This is a genomic window from Runella sp. R5_40, assembly GCF_057652295.1.
In genome coordinates this window covers 64,284-87,333 of sequence record NZ_JBYFCH010000013.1, presented here as the reverse complement: position 1 = coordinate 87,333, position 23,050 = coordinate 64,284, and the positions used below count along the sequence as shown (strand labels likewise).

The 23,050-nt window shown below is 45.1% G+C and carries 17 protein-coding genes; 13 read left to right on the top strand and 4 right to left on the bottom strand.

All coding sequences use genetic code 11. From position 1 onward, the window contains the following. Position 1 precedes the first annotated feature (1 nt). The 7 genes from AC23N5_RS20405 to AC23N5_RS20375 all read left to right on the top strand — a co-directional run bounded on the left by AC23N5_RS20405 (position 2) and on the right by AC23N5_RS20375 (position 11,583). Complete coding sequence (locus tag AC23N5_RS20405; RefSeq protein ID WP_487757031.1) at positions 2–1,264, top strand: TolC family protein; 1,263 nt, start codon at positions 2–4, stop codon at positions 1,262–1,264. Between the two features lie 59 nt (positions 1,265–1,323). After that, positions 1,324–2,376, top strand: a complete 1,053-nt coding sequence (locus AC23N5_RS20400; RefSeq protein ID WP_487757030.1) for an efflux RND transporter periplasmic adaptor subunit — start codon at positions 1,324–1,326, stop codon at positions 2,374–2,376. Positions 2,377–2,378: 2 nt separating this feature from the next. Further along, the gene (locus AC23N5_RS20395) at positions 2,379–5,504 is read left to right on the top strand and encodes an efflux RND transporter permease subunit (RefSeq protein WP_487757029.1); all 3,126 of its coding nucleotides are present in this window, start codon (positions 2,379–2,381) and stop codon (positions 5,502–5,504) included. Between the two features lie 78 nt (positions 5,505–5,582). Then, complete coding sequence (locus AC23N5_RS20390) at positions 5,583–5,963, top strand: hypothetical protein (RefSeq protein ID WP_183971290.1); 381 nt, start codon at positions 5,583–5,585, stop codon at positions 5,961–5,963. 120 nt (positions 5,964–6,083) lie between these two features. Beyond that, positions 6,084–7,364, top strand: coding sequence for a TolC family protein (locus tag AC23N5_RS20385; RefSeq protein ID WP_487757028.1), 1,281 nt, complete (start codon positions 6,084–6,086; stop codon positions 7,362–7,364). 19 nt (positions 7,365–7,383) lie between these two features. Continuing rightward, on the top strand, positions 7,384–8,466 hold the full coding sequence (locus AC23N5_RS20380; RefSeq protein WP_487757027.1) for an efflux RND transporter periplasmic adaptor subunit: 1,083 nt from the start codon (positions 7,384–7,386) through the stop codon (positions 8,464–8,466). 3 nt (positions 8,467–8,469) lie between these two features. Continuing rightward, a complete protein-coding gene (locus AC23N5_RS20375; RefSeq protein WP_487757026.1) occupies positions 8,470–11,583 on the top strand; it encodes an efflux RND transporter permease subunit in 3,114 nt (1,037 codons plus the stop codon). 60 nt (positions 11,584–11,643) lie between these two features. Here AC23N5_RS20375 and AC23N5_RS20370 read toward each other — a convergent pair whose 3' ends face one another. Further along, positions 11,644–12,483, bottom strand: a complete 840-nt coding sequence (locus AC23N5_RS20370; protein ID WP_183971286.1) for a dienelactone hydrolase family protein — start codon at positions 12,481–12,483, stop codon at positions 11,644–11,646. 140 nt (positions 12,484–12,623) lie between these two features. On the opposite strand from AC23N5_RS20370, the gene AC23N5_RS20365 reads away from it, so the two are divergent. From AC23N5_RS20365 to AC23N5_RS20345, 5 genes are read left to right on the top strand one after another with little or no spacing between them, the layout of a single operon-like run. Further along, complete coding sequence (locus tag AC23N5_RS20365) at positions 12,624–12,992, top strand: BlaI/MecI/CopY family transcriptional regulator (protein ID WP_028527249.1); 369 nt, start codon at positions 12,624–12,626, stop codon at positions 12,990–12,992. A 46-nt stretch (positions 12,993–13,038) separates the two neighbouring features. Next, entirely contained in the window at positions 13,039–14,880 is a 1,842-nt protein-coding gene (locus tag AC23N5_RS20360; RefSeq protein WP_487757025.1) for a M56 family metallopeptidase, read from the top strand. Further along, positions 14,877–15,920, top strand: a complete 1,044-nt coding sequence (locus tag AC23N5_RS20355) for a hypothetical protein (protein ID WP_487757024.1) — start codon at positions 14,877–14,879, stop codon at positions 15,918–15,920. Before AC23N5_RS20360 ends, AC23N5_RS20355 begins: the two co-directional genes overlap by 4 nt. A gap of 39 nt (positions 15,921–15,959) precedes the next feature. Next, on the top strand, positions 15,960–17,027 hold the full coding sequence (locus AC23N5_RS20350; protein WP_487757023.1) for a hypothetical protein: 1,068 nt from the start codon (positions 15,960–15,962) through the stop codon (positions 17,025–17,027). Next, positions 17,024–18,043: a hypothetical protein gene (locus tag AC23N5_RS20345; protein WP_487757022.1), complete on the top strand. Its 1,020-nt coding sequence runs from the start codon at positions 17,024–17,026 to the stop codon at positions 18,041–18,043. Before AC23N5_RS20350 ends, AC23N5_RS20345 begins: the two co-directional genes overlap by 4 nt. A gap of 92 nt (positions 18,044–18,135) precedes the next feature. Here the strand turns inward: AC23N5_RS20345 and AC23N5_RS20340 are convergent, their stop codons facing one another. Then, the gene (locus tag AC23N5_RS20340; protein ID WP_183971281.1) at positions 18,136–18,978 is read right to left on the bottom strand and encodes a universal stress protein; all 843 of its coding nucleotides are present in this window, start codon (positions 18,976–18,978) and stop codon (positions 18,136–18,138) included. 146 nt (positions 18,979–19,124) lie between these two features. On the opposite strand from AC23N5_RS20340, the gene AC23N5_RS20335 reads away from it, so the two are divergent. Beyond that, positions 19,125–19,901 carry a hypothetical protein gene (locus AC23N5_RS20335; protein WP_487757021.1) on the top strand — a complete coding sequence of 259 codons (777 nt, stop codon included), beginning with the start codon at positions 19,125–19,127 and terminating at the stop codon, positions 19,899–19,901. Here the strand turns inward: AC23N5_RS20335 and AC23N5_RS20330 are convergent. After that, complete coding sequence (locus AC23N5_RS20330) at positions 19,891–21,432, bottom strand: ATP-binding protein (RefSeq protein WP_487757020.1); 1,542 nt, start codon at positions 21,430–21,432, stop codon at positions 19,891–19,893. The two genes, AC23N5_RS20335 and AC23N5_RS20330, sit on opposite strands and share 11 nt — an antisense overlap. Positions 21,433–21,481: 49 nt before the next feature. Beyond that, on the bottom strand, positions 21,482–23,029 hold the full coding sequence (locus tag AC23N5_RS20325) for an ATP-binding protein (protein WP_487757019.1): 1,548 nt from the start codon (positions 23,027–23,029) through the stop codon (positions 21,482–21,484). Between the last annotated feature and the right edge of the window lie 21 nt (positions 23,030–23,050).

Below are 23,050 nucleotides of genomic sequence, written 5' to 3'. Positions count from 1 at the left end.
TGTGAAAAATATTTTATTCATTTTCCTCTTGTGGTGCAGCTGCAATATGCGGGGCTACACCCAACCCTCTCCTGCGAAAGGTATATCACTCGCAGACGCTCTAGCCCTTGCCAGCGACAATAGCCCTTTCCTCAAAGTGGAAGCGCACGGAGTCAAACTCGCCGAAAGCGACATCACCAGCGCTTACTTACGCCCCAACCCTGTGTTGAATAACCAAACGTTATTTTCTGCCAACTCTCAGTTTTATCCCGACAATACTCGCTTTGGAGGAAGGAGTAATCGCCAAGTTTGGTACCAACTTACCAAGCCAGTGCAATCGTCGGCCTTGCGGCAAAGTCGAATTGAGTTGGCAAAACAGGGAGTAACGTTAGCGAGTGAGCAGTTTGGCGAAATTAAACGAGGCATTCTGTATGACGTGGCCAATCAGTGGCTCAATGCCTGGTCGGTAGGGGTTCATATCAACGTCTTAAAAGCCGCCATCTCCAACGTTGATTCATTGCTCATTATTAATCGGCTTCGACTCAAAAACCAATTTGCTACTGGAACGGAGGTTACTCGAACGCAGCTTTTGTACGACCAATATTCGGTACGGTTAAAAAACCTCGAAAAAGATTACCAAAACGAACTGAAACAGCTGGCTTTTTTGGTAGGAAGCGACACTCCTATTACGTTAGCTGCGATTGAGAACGACGATTGGCAAAGCCTCACGCAAAGTTTGCCCGCGCTTGTAGAAGCCACCCATCGCCTTCGCCCCGACCTCAAAGCTACGCAACAACAACAAAATGTAGCAGACGCAAATATCAACTTGCAGAAAGCGCTTGCAAAACCAATTCCAGAAGTTGGGCTGATTTATAACCCGCAAAACAAAGCGCCGTATTTTGGTTTTTACGGCACCCTTCCGCTTCCCATTTTTTCGCGCAACCAAGGCGAAATTCAAAAAGCAAACGTGCGAAAAGAGCAAGTGAAGCAAGCAATTATAACGGCCCAAACGCAAATTAGCACCGAGGTGCAGATTGCGTACGAAAGCTATTTGACCCAAAAACAAAACTTAGCCCGATGGATTGACATCAATAAACAATCGGAAAGTGTACTCAATACCGTTCGGTATGCCTACTTGCGCGGAGGAACTACCATCGTCGATTTTTTGGAGGCACAACGAGCGTGGTACGATACGCAAATTACCTATAACGATGTGCTTTTGGAATACCGCAGAAGTTATGTCGAGCTTCTTTATTCGACGGGGCTCATTATGGAGAAAAAATAACGTCGTCTTCCTCTTTTCAGATACTCATTTTTAATCAACATTCTCTATCTCTACTTTTTATGCGTCGATTCGTACAGTACATTTGGATAAGTGCAGTTTTGATGGTTTGGAGCTGCAAAAAAGAAGAAAATACGCTTCAAACAGCCTCCGTAGCCAAACCGACTGTTTCTGCCGACGTAATTACTATTTCGTTTGCAGATACAATCGGAATCAATGGCTTTTTGTACTACAACGTGGCTAAAAAATCCATCCGCACCGACCTTGTTGCACCTGGGCGGGTAGTGGCCGAAGTGGTTCGTTCGTCGGATGCGATGGGGCAAAATTTAGTCCTATTCGATAACCCCGACCTGACCTACAACTACACTGAGATGCTTCAGCACCTCATCAATATCAATAAACAAAAGGGAATCATTGCGCAAAAGAAGGTCATTTTACAGCAGAAAAAACTCCAATTGACCCGCGTCAAAGACTTGGCTGACAACCAAGCCGCCACGGGGCAAGATTTGACCAACGCGCAAATTGAAGTAACAAACGCCGAAACCGAAGTTGCGCAGGAAGTAACGGCCCTTGAAAACGAAAAAACCTCTCTTTTGGAACACGAAACACGCCTAAAATTGGCAGGATTTGATCCCAAATCACTCGTAAATGCCAAGCAAAATGCGACCTGGGTCATTTGCGAACTTCCTGAGAATCAATTCCAAAAAGTAACCCAAGGCCAGCATTGTTTTATTCAGTTTCCTGCCTTTAACGACAAAAAATTTGAAGGAAGAATTGAAGAGGTCGGCGAAGTGGTGGACAATCTTACTCGTTTGGTAAAGCTGCGGGTGGCGGTCATCAACCCCAGCAGTATTTTGAAAGCAGGGATGTTTGGGAGCGTGCATTTTGGCGTGGCCGAAGGTGATTTTATTACTGTACCGCGCGAAGCCCTCGTCGTGGTGCAGGGCAAACAATACGTTTTTGTAAAAACCAAGGAGCGAACCTTTGTCCGCCGCGAAGTTATGGCGGGGCAGCCCGTCGAAAATGCCGCAGTTATTTTTGCGGGGCTTCAGCCCAACGACCAAGTAGTGACCCAAGGTGCCATGCAATTGAAAGGACTTAGCTTCGGTTATTAATCATGCTCAACAACTTACTTACGTTTTCGCTCCGAAACCGCTGGGCCGTCGTGGCCGTAGCGGCGGTTTTGATGGGGATTGGCTTCTGGTGTTTTACCCTGCTTAAAATCGAAGCCTATCCCGATATTGCCGATGCCAACGTCATCATCATTTCAAAATACGATGGCCGCGCTGCCGAAGAAGTGGAGCAGCAAGTCACGGTTCCAATTGAACGCGTTCTGAACAACATGCCACGCGTCATTGACCGTCGGTCGAGAACCATTTTTGGGTTATCGGTGGTTCAGTTGACCTTCCAAGACGGCACCGACGACTACTTTGCACGTCAACAAGTTATTGAACGATTATCGTCCGTCAATTTGCCCGAAGGAGTCACCCCCGAACTAGCTCCGCTTACCACCGCCGTGGGCGAAATTTATCGCTACGTCGTAGAAGCACCTCCTACCTACACCCCCATGCAGCTTCGGGATTTGCAGGACTGGGTCATTGTACCCTATTTACTGCAAGTGCCTGGCATTGCTGACATTACAACCTTTGGCGGCCCTAAAAAAGAATACCACGTACTGACCTCTCCCGACAAACTTCGCAAGTATAGCCTGACGCTCCAAGACGTAATGGAAGCCGTGGAACAGAACAATCAGAACACGGGCGGAAATATCGTTGAACGGGGTGAGCAAGGTTTTGCCGTACGCGGGCTCGGCGCCATCAAGCACTTAGAAGACATTCAAAACATCGTTCTGAAAGCCGATAACGGTATTCCTGTTTTTTTACGCGATGTCGCCTCGGTCGAAATTGCCCCACCCCAACCCTCTGGCGTGCTGGGCTACACCATTCCAAGCGCTAAAACCAACGTAGCAAGCGCCACGGAAGGGATTATTTTGCTTCGACGAAGTGAAAACCCAAGTGAAGTGCTGGGACTGCTCAAAGACCAAATTCAGCAATTGGAAGCCAACGAACTCCCCCAGGGCGTGCATTTGCGGGTACTTTATGACCGCAGCTTCCTGATTGACCACTCACTCGAAACCGTGGCACACACGCTTTTTGAAGGAATTTCGATTGTCATGATTATCCTTGTCATTCTCCTTGGGAGCTTACGTTCGGCACTGGTGGTCACGGTGATGATTCCTTTTTCGTTGCTATTTGCCTTTATTTTAATGAAAATAGCAGGTATTCCTGCCAATCTACTTTCCCTCGGTGCCATTGACTTTGGTATCATTGTGGACGGTGCTTGTGTCATGGTGGAGCACTTGATGAGCCGCTACCGAAACGCCACCGAACTCGACCGCAACCGAGGAATTGCGACGTTTACGTTGGGAGCTGCTCGCGAAGTGGTCAAAGAAATTTTCTTCTCGGTAGGTATCATCATTTTGGCTTATATGCCCATTTTGTTGATGACCCGCGTGGAAGGTAAGTTATTTTCTCCGATGGCACTTACGCTTTCGTTTGCCGTGATTGGGTCGTTGGTAGGTGCTCTCACCATCATTCCCGTTTTGATGAGTTTTGTGTTCAAAAAAGCGTACCAACAAAACAAAATCAAAGAGCACCATAACTTCGTTCTGGACGCCTTAGACCGTGGCTATGAATGGTTATTAAAAACTGTTTTGCTCAAAAAATACCAAGCATCGGTGGTTGTGGGCATTGGAGTAGTATTGCTTCTGGTATCTTTTGGAGGAAAACTAGGCACCGAATTTTTGCCCGAATTGGACGAAGGTTCCATTTTTATGCGAGCTTTTTTACCCTCAGGAGTGAATATTCAAAAAACAACGTCGATGATGCCTGCCATTCGCGAAACCATCGCGAAGTACAAACCCGTTAAATCGGTCATTACGCAAGCAGGTCGCAATGACGACGGCACCGACCCTTTTCCTGCCAACCGCATGGAAATTTTGGTCGCCCTGAATGATTACCACGAATGGTCGGATTCGATTTCCAAAAAAGAGCTAATTCGTACCATTCAGACCGACCTTCAACGGCAATTCCCTGGCGTCTTTTTCTCCTCGGGGCAACCCATCATTGACCAAGTAATGGAAATTGTGACGGGAAGTGCCGCCGACCTTGCGGTATCTATCGTGGGCAACGACCTCAATCTGATGCGTTCCAAAGCCGACAGTATTGCTAAAATCGTTCGTGAAACGAGCGGAGCGGTTTCGGTCAACATTGAGCAAGAAGGCCCTCAGGCGCAGTTGACCATTCAGATTAATCGCGAGCAAGCTGCTCGTTTTGGGATTAATATCACCCAAATCGAAACCATGATTGAAGCGGCGATTGGCGGAAAAGTAGTCACCACGCTTTATGATTCTAACCGTCGGTACGATGTTTTGGTACGGTATTTACCCGAAAATAGAAATTCGATTGAAGCCATCCAAAACCTGCAAGTTCCTGCGCCAAGTGGGGCATTGATTCCGATGCGGCAGTTGGCCGACGTAAGCTTTACCGACGGCCAAACCAACATTTACCGCATCAACGGCAAACGGATGATTACGGTACGTACCAACATCCGAGGCCGCGACCAAGGAAGTTTTGTGCAAGAAATTAGTCAACGCATCAACAAAGAACTGAGTATTCCCAAAGGCTACCAAGTGGTGTACGGCGGGCAATACGAAAACCTTGCCCGTGCTGGAAAGGGATTACTCCTAACGATTCCGCTTACGATTGTGCTGGTGTTTTTGGTACTGTTTATGCTTTTTGGCAACCTACGCCATACAGCGGTGACATTTACCTGTATTTTGTTTGCGCTGGCGGGAGGTATCATTGCGTTGCTCATCCGCGATTATCACTTCAACGTTTCGGCGGGGGTAGGCTTTGTTTCTATTTTTGGAATTTCGGTTATGGCAGGCATTGTATTGGTCTCTGCCTTCAACCGCGCTCCCGACGTAGAAGGCCAATCGCTCAACGAAAAAACGCTCCAAATTGCCGTCCGTCAGCTTCGTCCACTGCTTTCGATTTTGGTTGTTGCGATTGTGGGATTGATTCCTGCCGCTACCTCTACAGGCATCGGTTCGGACGTTCAGCGCCCTTTGGCAACGGTTATCATTGGAGGACTTACCAGCACGTTGTTGTTTACCCCGCTGTTGCTTCCACCACTTTATCAATGGATAGAAGGTCGCGCCAAGAACAAAAAGACGGTTTAACTTGCTTTTAATCCGACTTTAAAATGGCTTTAATTCTCTTGTTGCACTTTTGGAGTGTTAAATCAACACATCCATTCTATGAAGAGATTACTCATCTTAGCTACAGCCATCGGAATGTTATGGCTCCAAGCTTGTAAGCACCGCATCAGTCAAGACCAGATTCCCGCCGATGTTCGTGCGAGTTTGACCCAACACGTTCCTCAGGCCCGTCAAGTAGAATGGGAAGAAAACCCAGACTACTATTTTGCCTACTTTACCGAAAACGAGCAGCAAGGCATGGCATTGTTTTACCGCGCAGACGGCCATTGGATTGAAACCGACGAAGCCCTCAAGGTAAACAATCTGACAATCGATCAGAAAAAAATGCTCATGAGTTTTAAGGCAGCGCACATTGAGCAAATCGAAGAAGTTAAGAAAAGCGACAGCACCGATGTCATCCGTGTCACTGCCAGTAAATAGCTTCCCTAAAACCAACTTCTCGAAAGCAATAAAACTTTCGAGAAGTTGATAAAAACGGGGCTTTAACCTTGAAGTCCAGTCAACAGCCTAACTAACACTCTATTTACATTTTATCTAGCTATGCGTATTGTATTATTGCTTTTTGCCATCACGATGGTGACTTTAAGCGCACGCCCCGTTCACGCCCAATCCGACTCGTTGCGACTTTCTTTGCCCCAAGCTGAGCAACAGTTTATCCAAAAAAACTTTGTATTGTTGGCTCAAAAATACAACGTCAACGTAGCCGAAGCTGCCAAAGAACAAGCCAAACTTTGGTACAACCCCAACTTATTTGTAGAAACCAACCTCTACAACGGGTACAGCAACAAACTGCTTCCTTATGGTCGTAATGCTGATTTGTACAACCCAACGGGTGGTGTCGTCAATGTTCAGGTGCAACAAATCGTCAGTTTGGTCAAACTCAGAAGTAAACTCGTTCAACTGGCCGAAACCAACATTTCGCTCCAACAATCTGCTTTTCAAGACCTTATGCGAAACGTTCGGTTTCAGTTAGCGCAGTCGTTTGGCAACTTGGCTACGAATCAGCAAAAACTAACCATGCTCCAACTACAAGGCCAACAGCTAGCCTCATTGTTAGAAGCATTTCGGGCGCAATTAAAATTGGGCGTGATTGCTCCTTACGAAGTAACGCGTCTTGAATTGGAACAGAAAAATTGGGAAAGCGACCTCACCGATTTGCAAGCCCAAATCAGCCAAGACGAAGCAACGTTGCGTACTTTGCTATCCATCAACGGTACAACGTATATTATTCCCGTTAATGAAGGAAACGCCCCCAAAACAACCGCACCTTTGAACGAATTGGTCAGTCAAGCATTATCGCAGCGCCCCGATTTACAACTTGCCGACCAACAAATCACCTATAACCGCCAAAATCTTACGTACCAAAAAGCCCTTGCCACGCCTAATCTTACGTTGGGAGCTGATTACCAGCGGGTAGGCGCTGCTTTTCCTCACTATTTGGGCGTCCAAGCTTTAATAGATTTACCCATTCGGAACAAAAACCAAGGCAATATTCAGGCGGCACGCTGGGGCATCGACCAAGCCAACCAAAGCCGCAATGCCGTGGGAATTCAAGTGGAACAAGAAGTCGTAAATGCTTACCAACAATACAGCCAAGCGACGCAATTACAAGCCAAAATCACCCCCGAATACCTCCAAAGTATCCAAGATATTTCTAAAAATGCCACCGAAGATTATACCCGTCGGGTGATTGATTTGGTGAGTTTTATTGATAAAATCAGGGCTTACAAAGATGCCCAAATGACGCTCATCGACAGCGCCAATCGCCTGTACCAAGCCCAACAACAACTTAATTACGTCACCAACGCGAAGGTGTTTTAACTCTCAATTCTGCCATCCAATGAAAACCAAGTTACTTGTGTGGGTACTCTGCCTACCCGCTATCGTTCTTCTCTCGTGCCAAAGCGAACAAAAAAACGAAGAGCCCAAGACCAAAGATACAGGCTCGGCGTTTCGCACCGATACGGTTCAACTTCGTAATTACGAACAAGAACTACAGTTTACGGGTCAAGTCTCGTTTGACCAAAAACAAGTGGACCGCGTCTATCCGATGGTCAGTGGTAATGTACTGGATGTCAACGCTGAACTCGGGGCTTTTGTCAAAAAAGGACAAGTATTGGCCAAACTTCAAAGCGCGGATGTAAGCCAATTTGTGAAGGATTATAACACCGCCAAATCGAACTACGACATTGCCAAACGCAACGCCGATAACGTAGAGCAGCTCTACAAAACCAAGTTTTCGTCAGAAAATGATTTGGTCAATGCCCGCAAGCAACTCGAAATCGCCTCTTCTGAATTGGAGCGTTCGAGCCAAGTGTTGAAAATGTACGGCGGAACTTCGGCCAATAGCCAGCCTATTTTTACCGTCACCGCCCCCGTAAGCGGCTACATCGTAGAGCGGAACATTAACCCCAACATGCAAATTCGTCCCGACAACGGAAACAGCCTGTTTACAATTTCTAACCTTTCGGATGTGTGGGTGCTTATCAATATTTATGAGTCTGACATTCAGGCCGTAAAAATAGGGCAACAAGTCAACATCAGCACGCTTGCGTATCCCGACCGCGTGTTCCAAGGCCGCATCGACAACATAAGCCAAGTCATCGACAACGATAGCAAAGTATTGCAAGCGCGCGTAGTGCTTCCCAACCCTGGGGGCTTGCTCAAACCTGACATGTTTTGTACGGTAAAACTTCACATCGAAAAACCCGAAAAACTGTTGGCCGTCAACCCCAAATCAGTCATTTTTAGCGAAGACCGCTACTTTGTCATTCTCGACAAAGGCAAGGGAAATTACCAATCCATCCCCGTAGAAGTCATTAAAAGCACTTCCAAATACAGCTACATCAAAGCCAATCTCCGCGACGGCGACCAAGTTATAACCGAAGGCGCGCTCTTGTTATTCAATGAATTAACCGACTAAGTCATGAACAAATTCATCAAAAATATCATTGGCTTTTCACTCAAAAACAAGGGCATCGTCTTTTTTGTCACCTTGTTGGTCGTGATTGCGGGGGCGGTAAGTTTTTACAATACCCCCGTCGAAGCCTACCCCGACGTCACCAATACCGAAGTGGTGATTATCTCCCAATGGCCTGGTCGGAGTGCCGAAGAAGTAGAACGTTTCATTTCGATTCCGATTGAAACCGAAATGAACTCCATCAGCCGCCGCACGGCCATTCGTAGCGTCAATTTGTTTGGGTTATCGTTTATCAAAATCATCTTTGAAGACGGAGTTGACAACTTCAACGCCCGCATGGAAGCCAGCCAAAAGCTCTCCAACGTGGATCTTCCCGAGGGTGTAAACGCCGAAATCCAGCCTCCCGCAGGGCCTACGGGCGAGATTTACCGCTACACACTTACTTCGCCGACCAAATCGGTCACTGAGCTTAAAACCATCCAAGATTGGGTGATTCAGAAAAACATCAAAGCCGTACAGGGTGTAGCCGACGTCGTGAGTTTTGGAGGACGCGTACGTACGTTTGAAGTGAGCGTCAACCCCAATTTGCTTACCAAATACAACCTTACCGCGCTTGATGTGTATGGTGCTCTCCAACGCGCCAACGTCAACGTGGGGGGTGACATCGTACGAGAAGGGCAGCAAGCCTTTGTAGTGCGCGGGATTGGCATCGTGAAAGACGTTCCTGACATCGAAAAAATCATTGTCAAAAACATCAACGGCGTTCCCGTTCGGATTTCAAACATCAGTACCGTCCGTCCTTCCAATTTACCGCAGCTAGGCATCGTTGGTCGCGATTTTCACGACGACGTGGTGGAGGGCATCGTACTCATGCGGAAAGGTGAAAACCCAGGCGAGGTGTTGCCCAAACTCAAAGAAAAAGTAGCTTATCTTAACTCGACAGTGTTGCCCCAAGACGTTAAAATCAAGGTGTTTTACGACCGTACCGAGCTCAACAACCACACCATGCACACCGTGGGCGAAAACGTGGCGTTGGGAATTACACTCGTAACGGTGATTCTTTTGATTTTCTTGGCCGATTGGCGTACAACTGTCACCGTGGCGCTTATCATTCCGTTGGCGTTGTTGTTTGCCTTTATCTTAATGCGGGTCAAAGGCATGACGGCCAATCTACTTTCTATCGGCGCCATCGACTTCGGTATCATCATCGACGGGGCAGTGGTCATGGTCGAAGGACTGTTTGTGATGCTGGCACATTGGGCCGAAAAAGAGGAAATGGAGCGCTTTAACAAACGTGCTAAACTCAGCCGAATCCTCAAAACTGCCGTAGAAATGGGAAAATCTATTTTTACGTCTAAGCTCATCATTATCACGGCCTTATTGCCTATTTTTTCTTTCCAAAAAGTCGAAGGAAAGCTCTTTAGTCCGTTGGCATTTACGATTGGCTTTGCCTTGTTGGGCGCGTTGTTGTTAGCCCTTACGTTTGTGCCAGTATTGAGCAGTATTTTGCTCAACAAAAACGTCCGCGAGCGTCATAACCCCATCATTACGGGACTCAACAAAGCCTATGCTCCTTTACTTGATGCCGTTATGAGTCATCCCAAACGGGCCATGGTAGCGGGCATTACGGCGCTTGGTTTGGCACTCGGTGCTTTCCACTTTGTAGGTTCCGAGTTTTTACCCCAGCTCAACGAAGGCTCCATTTACGTTCGGGCGAGTATGCCCCTCAGTATTAGTCTCGAAGACAGCTACCACTTTACGCGCAAGTTCCGTCAGGTGTTTGAGCAGTTTCCTGAAGTAAGAGGTGTCATTAGCCAGACAGGTCGCCCCAACGACGGTACTGACCCCACGGGCTTTTTCAACCAAGAGTTTTTTGTGGACTTGTACCCTGCCAACGAATGGAAACGCGACATCACCAAAGACCAATTGGTAGCCGAAATGCAAGCAAAATTGGCAGGCTTCAAAGGCGTGGATTTCGGATTTTCACAACCTATTTCGGACAACGTCGCCGAGGCAGTTTCGGGGGTAAAAGGGTCGATTGCCGTAAAAGTACAGGGCGATGACCTCACTATATTAGACAAAAAGATTACGCAAGTTTTCAATGTCCTCAAAACAGTACCTGGCGTAGAAGATTTAGGCGTGTTCCGTAACTTGGGACAACCCGAACTTCGCATTACCCTCAACCCCGATAAAATGGCGCAATACGGCATTGATGCGGCCGACGCCAATGCGGTCATCGAAATGGCGATTGGCGGAAAAGCCGTAAGCCAAGTATATGAAGGTGAAAAGAAATTTGATTTACGCCTCCGCTACGATCAGCCGTTCCGTTCGTCGATTGAGCAAATTGGACAGCTCCAAGTACCTACCCTCAACGGCGGAAAAATACCTTTAAAACAAATAGCAAACATCGAAAACGTCGCTGGGCCTGCCTTTATCTACCGCGAAGACAACGCCCGTTTTATCGCCGTGAAGTTTTCGGTACGGGGTCGCGACTTAGGAAGCACCATCGCCGAAGCTCAGGCGAAAGTGAACGCCGCTGTAAAATTGCCCAAAGGCTACGAAATGAAGTGGAACGGGGAATTTGAAAACCAACAACGCGCCCAAAACCGCTTGGCCTTGGTGGTGCCTATCAGCTTGATTTTGATTTTCTTTATCTTGTTTGTTTCTTTTGGCAACGCCCTCGATTCCATTCTGGTGCTCCTCAACGTGCCTTTTGCGCTCATTGGCGGGATTGCGGCGCTGCTTCTGACGGGAGTCAACTTTAGTATTTCGGCGGGGGTTGGGTTTATTGCCCTGTTCGGGATTGCGACCCAAAACGGGGTTATTCTTATCAACAATTACCACAAAAACCTAAAAGCAGGAATGCCGCTGATTGAGGCGATTAAAGACGGCTCGAAAGCGATGCTCCGTCCCATTGTGATGACCGCCTTGATGGCTTCGTTGGGATTATTGCCTGCCGCTATTTCAACGGGCATTGGCTCCGAAACTCAAAAACCATTGGCGATTGTCGTCATCGGTGGGCTTATTACGGCTACCTTATTATCGCTGCTTATCCTTCCTACGGTTTATGAATGGATTTACAGCAGCCGCGAAAAACGCAAGCAATTATTAAAACAGTAACTTCAATTCTAAACCTATAAGGTTTTTGAAACCTTATAGGTTTATTTTATGAGTTTGCCACTAGCTAAACTTCTTCTTCAAATACTCGATTGAGTGCTTGTACGCATCAGCCGTCGCCGTTGCGTCGTGCTTAGGGTTACTTGGATTGGCAAAACCGTGTACTGCGTCGTACATTTTCACGGTCACTTGCTTACCCGCTGCCTTCATATTTTCTTCAAATTGAGCCACCATTTCGGGCGAAGGGGCTTTGTCTTGTTTGCCAAAAACACCCAATACGTCCACGTTCAACGTCTTCAGTTTTTCTACATCCTGCTCAGGGCGACCGTAGTACATCACGCAACCCACCGCTTGCTTGCCTTCCAACAGCGCCGATTGCAACGACAACATACCGCCGAAGCACCAGCCTACACTCGCAATTTTGGCTTTTTTACCAACGTGTGCCAATGCTCCCTGCATGATGGCCGTCAAACGCTCTTTGGGAACCGATTGCATGATTTTGCCCGCTTCTTGCGGCGTTGTACCTACTTGGCCGTCGTACATATCCAAGGCCAACACGTTTACGTCGCCCAAATCGTTGTAGAACGTCTCGGCTTCGTGCTTGATGTGGTCGTTGAGCCCCCACCATTCTTGATAGACAAAAAGCCACTTGTCTGACTTCTTAGGGGCTTTAATCAAAAAGCCCGACGCCTCTTTTCCATCAGGTGTCGAAAACTTAATGGTTTCTCCCTTACCCGCATAGTGATATGCTTCGGGAGCTTCGTGCATGGCCATAAAATTGGCATCAGCCGCCCACGTAGCCATATCGTGCGAAGTTTGACACAATGGAATCGGGGTTTCAACTGGGCGTTGGATAAATGCCTGCATAGCAAACATCGCCCCAACAAGAATCAATTTTTTCATTGGTGAATGAGTTAAACAGTGATATAGGTTGATACACATATTGTCAAACCAAAAATGCAAAAAATGGTTTGGAAATGCACATTAAAAAAAATCCTACAAAAATAGTTTGCAAACTACAGTTATAGTACTATATTTGTAGTATGGAAAAGCTAACCAACAAAGAAGAAGAAATTATGCACGCGCTTTGGAAAGTAGAACGTGCTTTTGTGAAAGACCTTATGCCGTTTTTCACCAACCCGCCATTGCACTACAATACCGTCTCGACCATCATTCGGAATCTCGAAGAAAAAGGCTACATCGGGCATCGAACCTACGGAAACACCTACGAATATTATCCGCTGGTGTCAAAAGAATCCTATCAAAACCAATTCGTTATCAGCAAGTTGGTTGACAATTACTTTGACAATTCGTACAAAAACTTGGTTTCGTATTTTGCCCAAAACGACAAAGTTTCTGCCGATGAACTGCGCGAAATCTTACGCATGATTGAAGGCGGTAGCGATACTTAAACCTCCCTCTCACAGTGACCATCCATCCTTTAACCTCGACTAAACCGTGAACTTCGAACTCCTCTCCTATCTACTGAAAGCCAGTTTGGTGATGGCTATTTTGACGGGTGCCTATGCTTGGCTCGTCAAACGCGAAACTTTTTTGCAGGTGAATCGATGGTTGCTGTGGATCAATGTAGCCGCGACCTTGGTTTTGCCCGTCGTCCCCGTCCCCGATTGGGAATGGGTACCCGATACCCCCGCTCAAATCGTCAATCAAGCCGCATCTTGGACCAAGGAAAAAGCGCCAAAACAGCCCTTCTCAACTACTACTCAGGTGTCGTCACCGCGCACTGCTGCACCAACATTTAAGGAAGTGCGTCAGGCGGTCAGCTCTGTCGCATCTCCACAAAAAACGTGGACACTCTTTTCTTGGATTGCGTTGGTCTATTGGCTGGGCGTGGGACTGTTAGGGACAAAATTTTTGGTACAATTGGCTTCCCTTTGGCGGCTCAAGCAGAAAAGCACGCTTTATGCCACCGATTTTAACGTAGTATTGGTCGAAAACCCAACCCTTACAGCCCCTTTTTCATTTTTTCACTGGATTTTTTACAACCCTCACCAACACACCACCGACGAATGGGAACAGGTATGGACGCACGAGTGCATCCACGCTCAGCAGTACCACAGCCTCGATATGCTCAGTTCGGAGCTGCTCAAGTGTGTTTTTTGGTTCAATCCTTTTGCGTGGTGGCACCAGCGTTTGGTACAAGAAACCCTCGAATACATCACCGACCGCGCCGTGCTGGATACGGGTGTTGAGAAGAAATCATATCAATTTCATTTGTTACGAAGTACCCTCAGCACTTCCCAACAAACCTTCGCCAACCACTTCAACCAATCGCTCCTCAAAAGTCGGATTACGATGATGAACAAACGCAAGTCTAGCTGGAAAGCCTTCGGTAAGTACGGGCTATTTATTGCCTCGCTTTGGGTCAGTGCGGCGTTTACGAAGCCGTATCGGACAAAAGTTGCAGCTCAAATCGTTGAGAAAGTACCTGAATTGGAGGCAGTTGTTGAAAATAAAACTACGATAAAACCCACTTTGAAAGATGTAGTTTTTCAAGAAACTTCTTTAAATAAAAAGACCCAAATAACCAAGGCAATACTCCTGCCTCCAGTCGATACATTAGTTTCACAAACTAAGTATATCATTTTTAATGAAGGATATATAGAATGGATTCTTACTCCTATGGTCAAACAATCAGACATTATATCTATCCAAAAAGAGTTTCGCAAAATAAATTGTCTATTTTCGATAACTCATACCAAATATGACCCACTAAGCCATCATTTATTAGATGCTGGTTTGCGAATTGATAGGAACGACAAGGGGAAATCTGTTACGCACGAACATTTTTATCCCAAATTTAAAATTCCTGTGACTGGTATTTATGGGACAATAGACATAAAGACTGGATATGTTACTATAGGAGGCCATCTTTCTAAAAGCCCACTTTATCAAGTGGCTTTAGATGACCAAAAAATAGCAGATGATTGGGTTAGAAAAAATCGTGAGAAATATTTGGAAATTGAGCTTAATGAACACAGAAATAAAAATACAGTCCACAGTTTAAATTTTAGTTTAGATAACCTTAACTACTTCTCACAAACAGGAGTAAAAAATAGGTTTTACTTTGATAAAAACAGGAAATTGCGTTTTGAAGACTTCGCTAGAAGGACAGAATTGGTAATTGATGGTAGGACAAATCAACTTTCAAATGCTGAAAAGTTATCGTTTGGTGATATTACTTGTGTAAACTTCCATGATTTTTATCCGCCTTCCGACACAATACGTCACTATAGTGTCATAGCAATTTATACTAAAAAATTCAAAAAACTGCCATGAAAACCCTCACCTCCCCCGAACATTTTACGTTTACCAACCACTTCAACCAATCTTTACTAAAAAACAGAATAGCCATGATGAACAAACGTAAATCCAACTGGAAATCTTTCGGTAAATACGGGCTGTTTATTGCCTCAATTTGGGTATGCGCGGCGTTTACAAAGCCTTATCGAGCAAAAGTCGCAGCTCAAATCGTTGAGAAAGTACCTGAATTGAAACTTGTTTTGCAAACCGAAATAGCCCCAAAACCAGTTTTAAACGATTTCGTACTGGAAAAACCTTCGAATCAGCTGTCAAAAGATTCAGCACAAGTTGCGGCTGAGACTCCAATGATTGCCAAGACAGATACACAGAAGTTAATTTCCTCGACAAAATATGTGATTTATGAAGGTAAAACATTGCATTGGGTCATTACACCCAAAACTACTTTAGAAGATTTTTTTGCAATGAAACAAGAGTTTAAAAAACATAATCTTGTACTTGAAATACGAGAAATGAAGATGGATCCCAAGCAATCATTTCTACAGCGTATTGCAGTAATATCCATCAGACCGAACAGTAGTAGTTGTGAATGGGACGAAGGCGATAATATTCTAAAACCTCTTACCTCTCATGGCGGATATATTACAATTGTACCAGGTGGGTGCGGTACTACTAACAAAGAAAATATGCATCCAATTCTAAAAACAATTTCAGAACAAGATGAAAAAATTGCTAATGAGGATTTTTATAAAAATCGCATAGAATACTTTATTATAGAAACGGATTCCAAAATAGGAGGAGGAGGTAGGAGAATGAGGCGGGAAGCCTTGGAATATTATAAAGGGAAAAATTCAGGTCTTCTCAATTTAAATGAAAATGACTTTCTCCAAGTAGCCGAACCTCATCGTAATGATATCATCCTACTTAACGGAAAACCCTCAACATTGGAAGAAGTAGAGAAAATAGCTCTCAAAGATTTTTATTCAGCGATTTTTAAAGAGACGTGGGAGAAAGATAAAAATCAACGTAAAAACTACATTCTAATTTTTACCGAGTAATAGTGTTAATCACAGTATATAATTTTACCAATAACTGCCATGAAAATCTTCACCTCCCCCGAACATTTTACGTTTACCAACCACTTCAACCAATCGCTCCTCAAAAGTCGGATTACGATGATGAACAAACGTAAATCTAGCTGGAAAGCCTTCGGTAAATACGGGCTGTTTATTGCCTCGATTTGGGTGTGTGCGGCGTTTACAAAGCCGTATCGGGAGGAGGTGCAAAAGATAATTGTTCAGAAAGTACCTGAATTGGAAACTGTTTTCACTTCCACCCAAACCTCACCAATCGTTCATTTCAATGATTTTAAACTAGCCCCAGCTCCCGTCGCAACAGCTGAAATTGCTTCAACCGCCCTTTCAGATACCTTGTTTTCCAAAACGCCTTACGTTGTGTTTCAAAACAATCGACTTTATTGGGTTCTTACCCCCAAATGTACGTTGCAGGATTTAGCCAATATTCAAGACGAATTTAGAAAGATTGGGTGGAATTTTTCGGTTGATCAAATCAAATTTGACCCACTCAGCCATTTCATCACGGCCATTGACTTAACAACCACCTGGGCGCACAATGATAAAAAAAGCCAATGTCAAAGCAGAATTGATGACACCAACAAACCAATTGCGACTACAGGTGGCTCCATCGAAATCGCAAAAAATTTTTGTAGCGCAGGTCGTTCCTACGCAGCCGCTGCCTCACTCGCGGAACTTACAAAAAAAGACGAACAAGAGGTAAATCATTGGATTCATAGCCACCGCTATGAGCTCCTGAAAAGAGAATACCAAGCACGTATCAAAGCCATCACCCAAGGAAAAAAGGTAAGTTTTTCGGAATTTAAAGAAAGTGGATTCAACTACTTATGCCAAACAGGCGCACGAAATCAAATCTATTTTTCACCCGAGAAACAGTTGCGCATTGAAAGTTTTTACCGAGAGGCCCTTTTTATCATCGACAATCAAACCTCTACCCTCGAAGACGCCGAAAAGCTGACAATCAATAACTTATACGCCGTGCATTGTTATGCTTGGTACGATGATGAAAACTCTCAAATCATCAAGCGAGCGTTTGCCATTTTCACGAATCAATCACCTATACTGCCATGAAAACCTTCACCTCCCCCGAACATTTTACGTTTACCAACCACTTCAACCAATCACTCCTCAAAAGTCGGATTGCGATGATGAATAGAACTTCAACGTGGCGAAGCAGCTGGAAGTACGTCTCGATTGGGCTCGTTTTTAGTATTATTTTAACGTGTTTTCAATCATTTACTTTGCCTGAAGTCTCGTCTCCCTCCGAGTTCGGAACCCGTTATTTGGTCGCCAAAAAAGGAAAATTATATGGTGTTATCACTCCTTATGCCACCGATAAAGACCTCACTGCCATTCAAAAAACATTAAAAAAACACGGAGTTACTTTTGAACTTCAAGGAGTAGAACACGACGCGGAAGGGCGCATTTCCGACATCAAAAACGTAATTTTGGGCAACTATGGCAGCGAAGCCATGAAAATTATCAGGCGAAGAGACAAGACATCAGAAGGATATAAAATGGCCTTTTTTGATTTTTGTTACGACCCAGAAGTGGGTTGCTATCCCGACATTCACCCATCTGACTACCCCAATTCGCTTTCTCAAGTCCTAGCGCAAGAAGGTTTATTTACCCACAACAGCGCATTTAAGCAATCTCTATTTGACATTTCTTTCAAAGATAAAATCAAAGGGACTCAAACCTATCCCGCCGAATATCGCGAAAAAATGGAAAGAACTTGGTCGGGCAACATGAATCAATTGTTGGAAGCAAGTTTCTTCAAACGCCAGGGAACGATGGTATATGTTCGACCCGACAAATACTTAGACATCTATCCAAAATACCAAGACAACGTCACCCTGTTTGTTGATGGCAAAGAAATGACGCTCCAAGAACTTCATAAAGTGCATATTCAGCAGGTCGCCAAGGTCTATGCGCATAAACGTCAGGCGAAGGAAGATTTTTCAGGTATTCTCAACCGACTAAAAGGCCAAACCGACTATGTAGTTTGGATTGAACGCGCCTCCAATCGCTTGCAGCGCGACTCTAGCCGTTATGTCGTCAGTCCATTTTATACAGGCGACTTCTAAAAACAAAGACACCTAGGGTCAAACCGACCCTAGGTGTGCTATAAACAACCCATTCTCGCAAGATTTTTATAGTTTGAGTGCTCTGTTCAGCACTATACTTCTAATGTCTCTACAGTTTCTAAGTGGCACACTAGCACGGGAATGTGCGTAGCAAGTACCATTTTTTTCGACACGCTCGGATTGATAATGCCCGATAGCCAATCCCGCTTGCGGGTAGCCATTACGATCAAATCCGCGTGTTGTTCGTCGGCGTACGTTTGGAGACCTCCTACAACTGAGTCGGCTTCTATGACCTGCAAAGCGTACTTTTTAGTACCCAAAACCGCCGCAATGTCCTGCATAAACTCCTCATCGTTAAACACATCCACTTCAAAAGGCGCTCTTACTTTTACTAAATCAAGCTCCGCTTTAAAGTGTTCGGCGAGGTTGAATGCAAATCCAAGCGCATTTTCTTCGGGGCGTTCGAGTTCGGTTGCATACACAATTTTCCGAATCGTACGAGTTTCTGTTTGGGGCGGTAAAACCAATACAGGGCAACTTGCTTTTCCTGCAACACCAGCCGCTACACTGCCAATAATTTTATCCAACCAACCCCCTTTTCCTGTTCTTCCCATCACCACCAAAATCGGCTTTTGCGTTTTGATTTCCTCCAAAATCACTTCCGCAGCCGCGCCGTAAACGAGTTTACTTTGGCACGCAAAACCATCCGCTCTACAGTCACTTTCCCACTTCAAGAGGGTTTCTTGGTTGAGTTTTTCGGTTTGTTCGGCCAACGCTACGAGCGTTTCCGCAGGCAGGTTAGGATCCACAACGGGCGGATGAAAGGCGTGAACCAATGATATACCTGCGTCGTAACGTTCGGCTATTTCCTGCGCAAACTCCAACGCTCGTTGTGAATTTTCGGAAAAATCTATCGGAACTAATAGTGCTCTCATCGTTGTGTGTGGTTGAATTGAACGATGTAAAATTCTCTCTATAAAACTGAAAAATGTATGACAAAAATCAGTTATCTTCCTGATTAACATCAATTAGGACAGTAGATGCTTACTTTTTGCGAATTTTAACCCTAAAAACCACATTTATGAAGCATTTTTTTTCTACCAGTATGCTTGTGTGCCTTCTATTCGCAGGTGCACTTTTTGCCCAGAAAAACCCTGCAGCGGCTGGCTTTGACCAAGCAGGCTCTGACCCCAAAGCCATTGAGCTTGCCGATAAAGCGATGGACGCGATGGGCGGGCGTAAAAACTGGGACAAAACCCGTTTTATTGCCTGGAACTTCTTTGGAAACCGAAAATTGATTTGGGACAAATGGACTGGTAATGTCCGCGTTGACAATGTAAACAATGACCAAACCATTTTATTAAACATCAACGACGGCAAAGGACGGGTTTTCAAATACGGACAAGAACAAACCCACCCCGACTCATTGGCGAAGTATTTAAAGCAAGGGAAAGGTGCTTGGATAAATGACGGGTATTGGCTCACTATGCCCTTCAAACTCAAAGACTCGGGCGTTACTTTAAAATACCTTGGGGAAGAAAAAACGCAGGACGGAGCCGAAGCAGATGTGATTCAATTGACGTTCAAAAATGTAGGAAATACTCCTGACAATAAGTACAAACTTTGGGTCAACAAAAGCAATCATTTGGTGTGGCAATGGGCGTATTATCCCAAATTTGACGCCGAGAAACCTGGCTTTATTCGTCCGTGGACTGATTACAAAAAACACGGAAAAATTTTACTTTCGGGCGAGCGTGGCGACCGCGACTTGACCGATATTATGGTGTTTGATCAACTTCCTGAAAGTATATTTACGGATTTTAAACGCCCTGATTTGAGCCAATACGCTACAAAATAATTTCCACCTCCCAGCTTTCAACCGATTTCGTCGCCGTCGAAAAATTGACGCCCACTGCCACCAATTCTTTCCCCAGTGGTTTGTAGGGCGTCAAATACCCCTTCTCCTTTACTTGTGACAACGCCTGCGATGACGTTTTATCCAACTTAAATTCAAACCCATACACATAACGCTGCGTTTGCACCAAAGCATCACGACGACCCCGTGATGTATGAACCTCCGACTGTACATATACGCCCAATAAAGTAAACGTCAAGTGGATAAGTGCGTGATAGAAACGCTCATTCTCATTTTGCCACAAATCATAAGGCAACGACGAAAACACCGTATCCATCACCTCCATCGCCTTCGCTAAGTCATTGTTCTGCAAAGCATTCCGAAGATGTACGACCAGAGGCAAGCCCTCTCCCAATGACCCTTGCCGATAGCCTTGCAGCAAATATTGCAAAAACGATTGCTTCACTTCTTGGTTAGGGTAATCCAACACATAAATCCCATCTTCCGCTGAACGTATCGTCAAATAGCCCGTTTGGAATAAGATAGGATAGACTTCTAATTGTTCAATATCAAAGGTATCTAAACTAATTGCCGATACCTCCTGCCCCTCTATCTGATAAACCCCTCGGCTACGCAACAATCCAATTAACCACGTAGGCGTCCCTGTACTGAACCAGTAATTTTGAAAGCTACCGTTGTCCGCAAAAAAGTTGAGCAACGAAAAGGGGTTGTAAACACTGACCTTGCCCCCCCAAGAATAGCCGTTATACCAATGCTTGATTTGCCCCAAAAATACCTCCTCCGTAATCCCGCGTTCACTGGCTAAGTCTGAAATTTCTGCCTTAAAATTCAAGATAAGTTCGTCTTGATTAATACCAACCAAATCTGAAAATTGTGGGTTGAGGGTAAGATCTCGCAGATTATTCAAATCCGAAAATACACTGACCTTGGCAAATTTGCTCACCCCCGTCAACAACACAAACTCCAAATGCTCGTCCGAAGGTTTGAGTATCCCATAAAACGACTTCAACAACTGACGATTCAAATGAGCAATGGGCAACTCCTCCAAATAATCAACGATCGGCTTGTCGTATTCATCCACCAACACCACTACTTTTCGACCCGTCTTGACGTGTAGTTTCTCGATTAGCTCTTGGAACATAAAGCCCACCCCTTCACTCTCCAACAACAAATTATGGCGGCGCGCTTCGTTGCGCAACGTAGTTTTCAGCGATTGTTCCAAACCCACATCCCGCAAACTCATCTGATTAAAATAAATCACAAGCGTGGGGTTCGTCTGGCTAAAATCCCATTTATCCCCAATGTACAAACCCGAAAACAGTTCCCGCTTCCCTTCGTACAACGCCTGCAACGTACTCACCAACAACGACTTCCCAAAACGACGAGGGCGCGATAGAAAGTAGTATTTCCCCCTACTCACCAGGCGGTAAATCAATTCTGTTTTGTCAACATAGAGATACCCGCCCGTAATAAGCTCTTGAAAATTCTGAATTCCTATCGGATATTTTTGCATCGTTTCTCGCTTTCTTTAAACAAAGATAGACCCAAATTTTGTCAGCGTATCAATTTAAAACTGCTACCTCCCAGCTTTCAACCGATTTCGTCGCCGTCGAAAAATTGACGCCCACTGCCACCAATTCTTTCCCCAGTGGTTTGTAGGGCGTCAAATACCCCTTCTCCTTTACTTGTGACAACGCCTCCGATGACGTTTTATCCAACTTAAATTCAAACCCATACACATAACGCTGCGTTTGCACCAAAGCATCACAACGACCCCGTGATGTATGAACCTCCGACTGTACATATACGCCCAATAAAGTAAACGTCAAGTGGATAAGTGCGTGATAGAAACGCTCATTCTCATTTTGCCACAAATCATAAGGCAACGACGAAAACACCGTATCCATCACCTCCATCGCCTTCGCTAAGTCATTGTTTTGCAAAGCGTTCCGAAGGTGTACGACCATCGACAAAGCTCCTTCACTTTCATCTTGACGATACGCCTTCAACAAATATTGGTTCAATGACAGTTTTACTTCTTGATTGGGAAAATCAAGCGTATATAAAAAATCCTCTTGGCTGTAACTTACTATCGTCAGGTAACCTGTCTGAAACAATAAGGCGACTGGACGCAAGTTCTCTATATCGAACGAGTTTAACTCATCTTCCGTCACTGACAAATCACTAAAATCGTACAAAAATTTCTCCTTAGCTAGTCTTACCAGCCACGTAGGCGTCCCTGTACTGAACCAGTAATTTTGAAAACTACCGTTGTCCGCAAAAAAGTTGAGCAACGAAAAGGGGTTGTAAACACTGACCTTGCCCCCCCAAGAATAGCCGTTATACCAATGCTTGATTTGCCCCAAAAATACCTCCTCCGTAATCCCGCGTTCACTGGCTAAGTCTGAAATTTCTGCCTTAAAATTCAAGACAAGTTCGTCTTGATTAATGCCAACCAAATCTGAAAATTGTGGGTTGAGGGTAAGATCTCGTAGATTATTCAAATCCGAAAATACACTGACCTTGGCAAATTTGCTCACACCCGTCAACAACACAAACTCCAAATGCTCGTCCGAAGGTTTGAGTATCCCATAAAACGACTTCAACAACTGACGATTCAAATGAGCAATGGGCAACTCCTCCAAATAATCAACGATCGGCTTGTCGTATTCATCCACCAACACCACCACTTTTCGACCCGTCTTGACGTGTAGTTTCTCGATTAGCTCTTGGAACATAAAGCCCACCCCTTCACTCTCCAACAACAAATTATGGCGGCGCGCTTCGTTGCGCAACGTCGTTTTCAGCGATTGTTCCAAACCCACATCCCGCAAACTCATCTGATTAAAATAAATCACAAGCGTGGGGTTCGTCTGGCTAAAATCCCATCTATCCCCAATGTACAAACCCGAAAACAGTTCCCGCTTGCCTTCGTATAACGCCTGCAACGTACTCACCAACAATGACTTTCCAAAACGACGAGGGCGCGACAGAAAGTAAAAACCTGCTTGTCGCGTCAGGCGATAAACAGACTCCGTTTTGTCAATATAAACAAAGCCACCCTCCCGTAGTTTCTGAAAATTCTGAATTCCTATCGGATATTTTTGCATCGTTTCTCGCTTTCTTTAAAC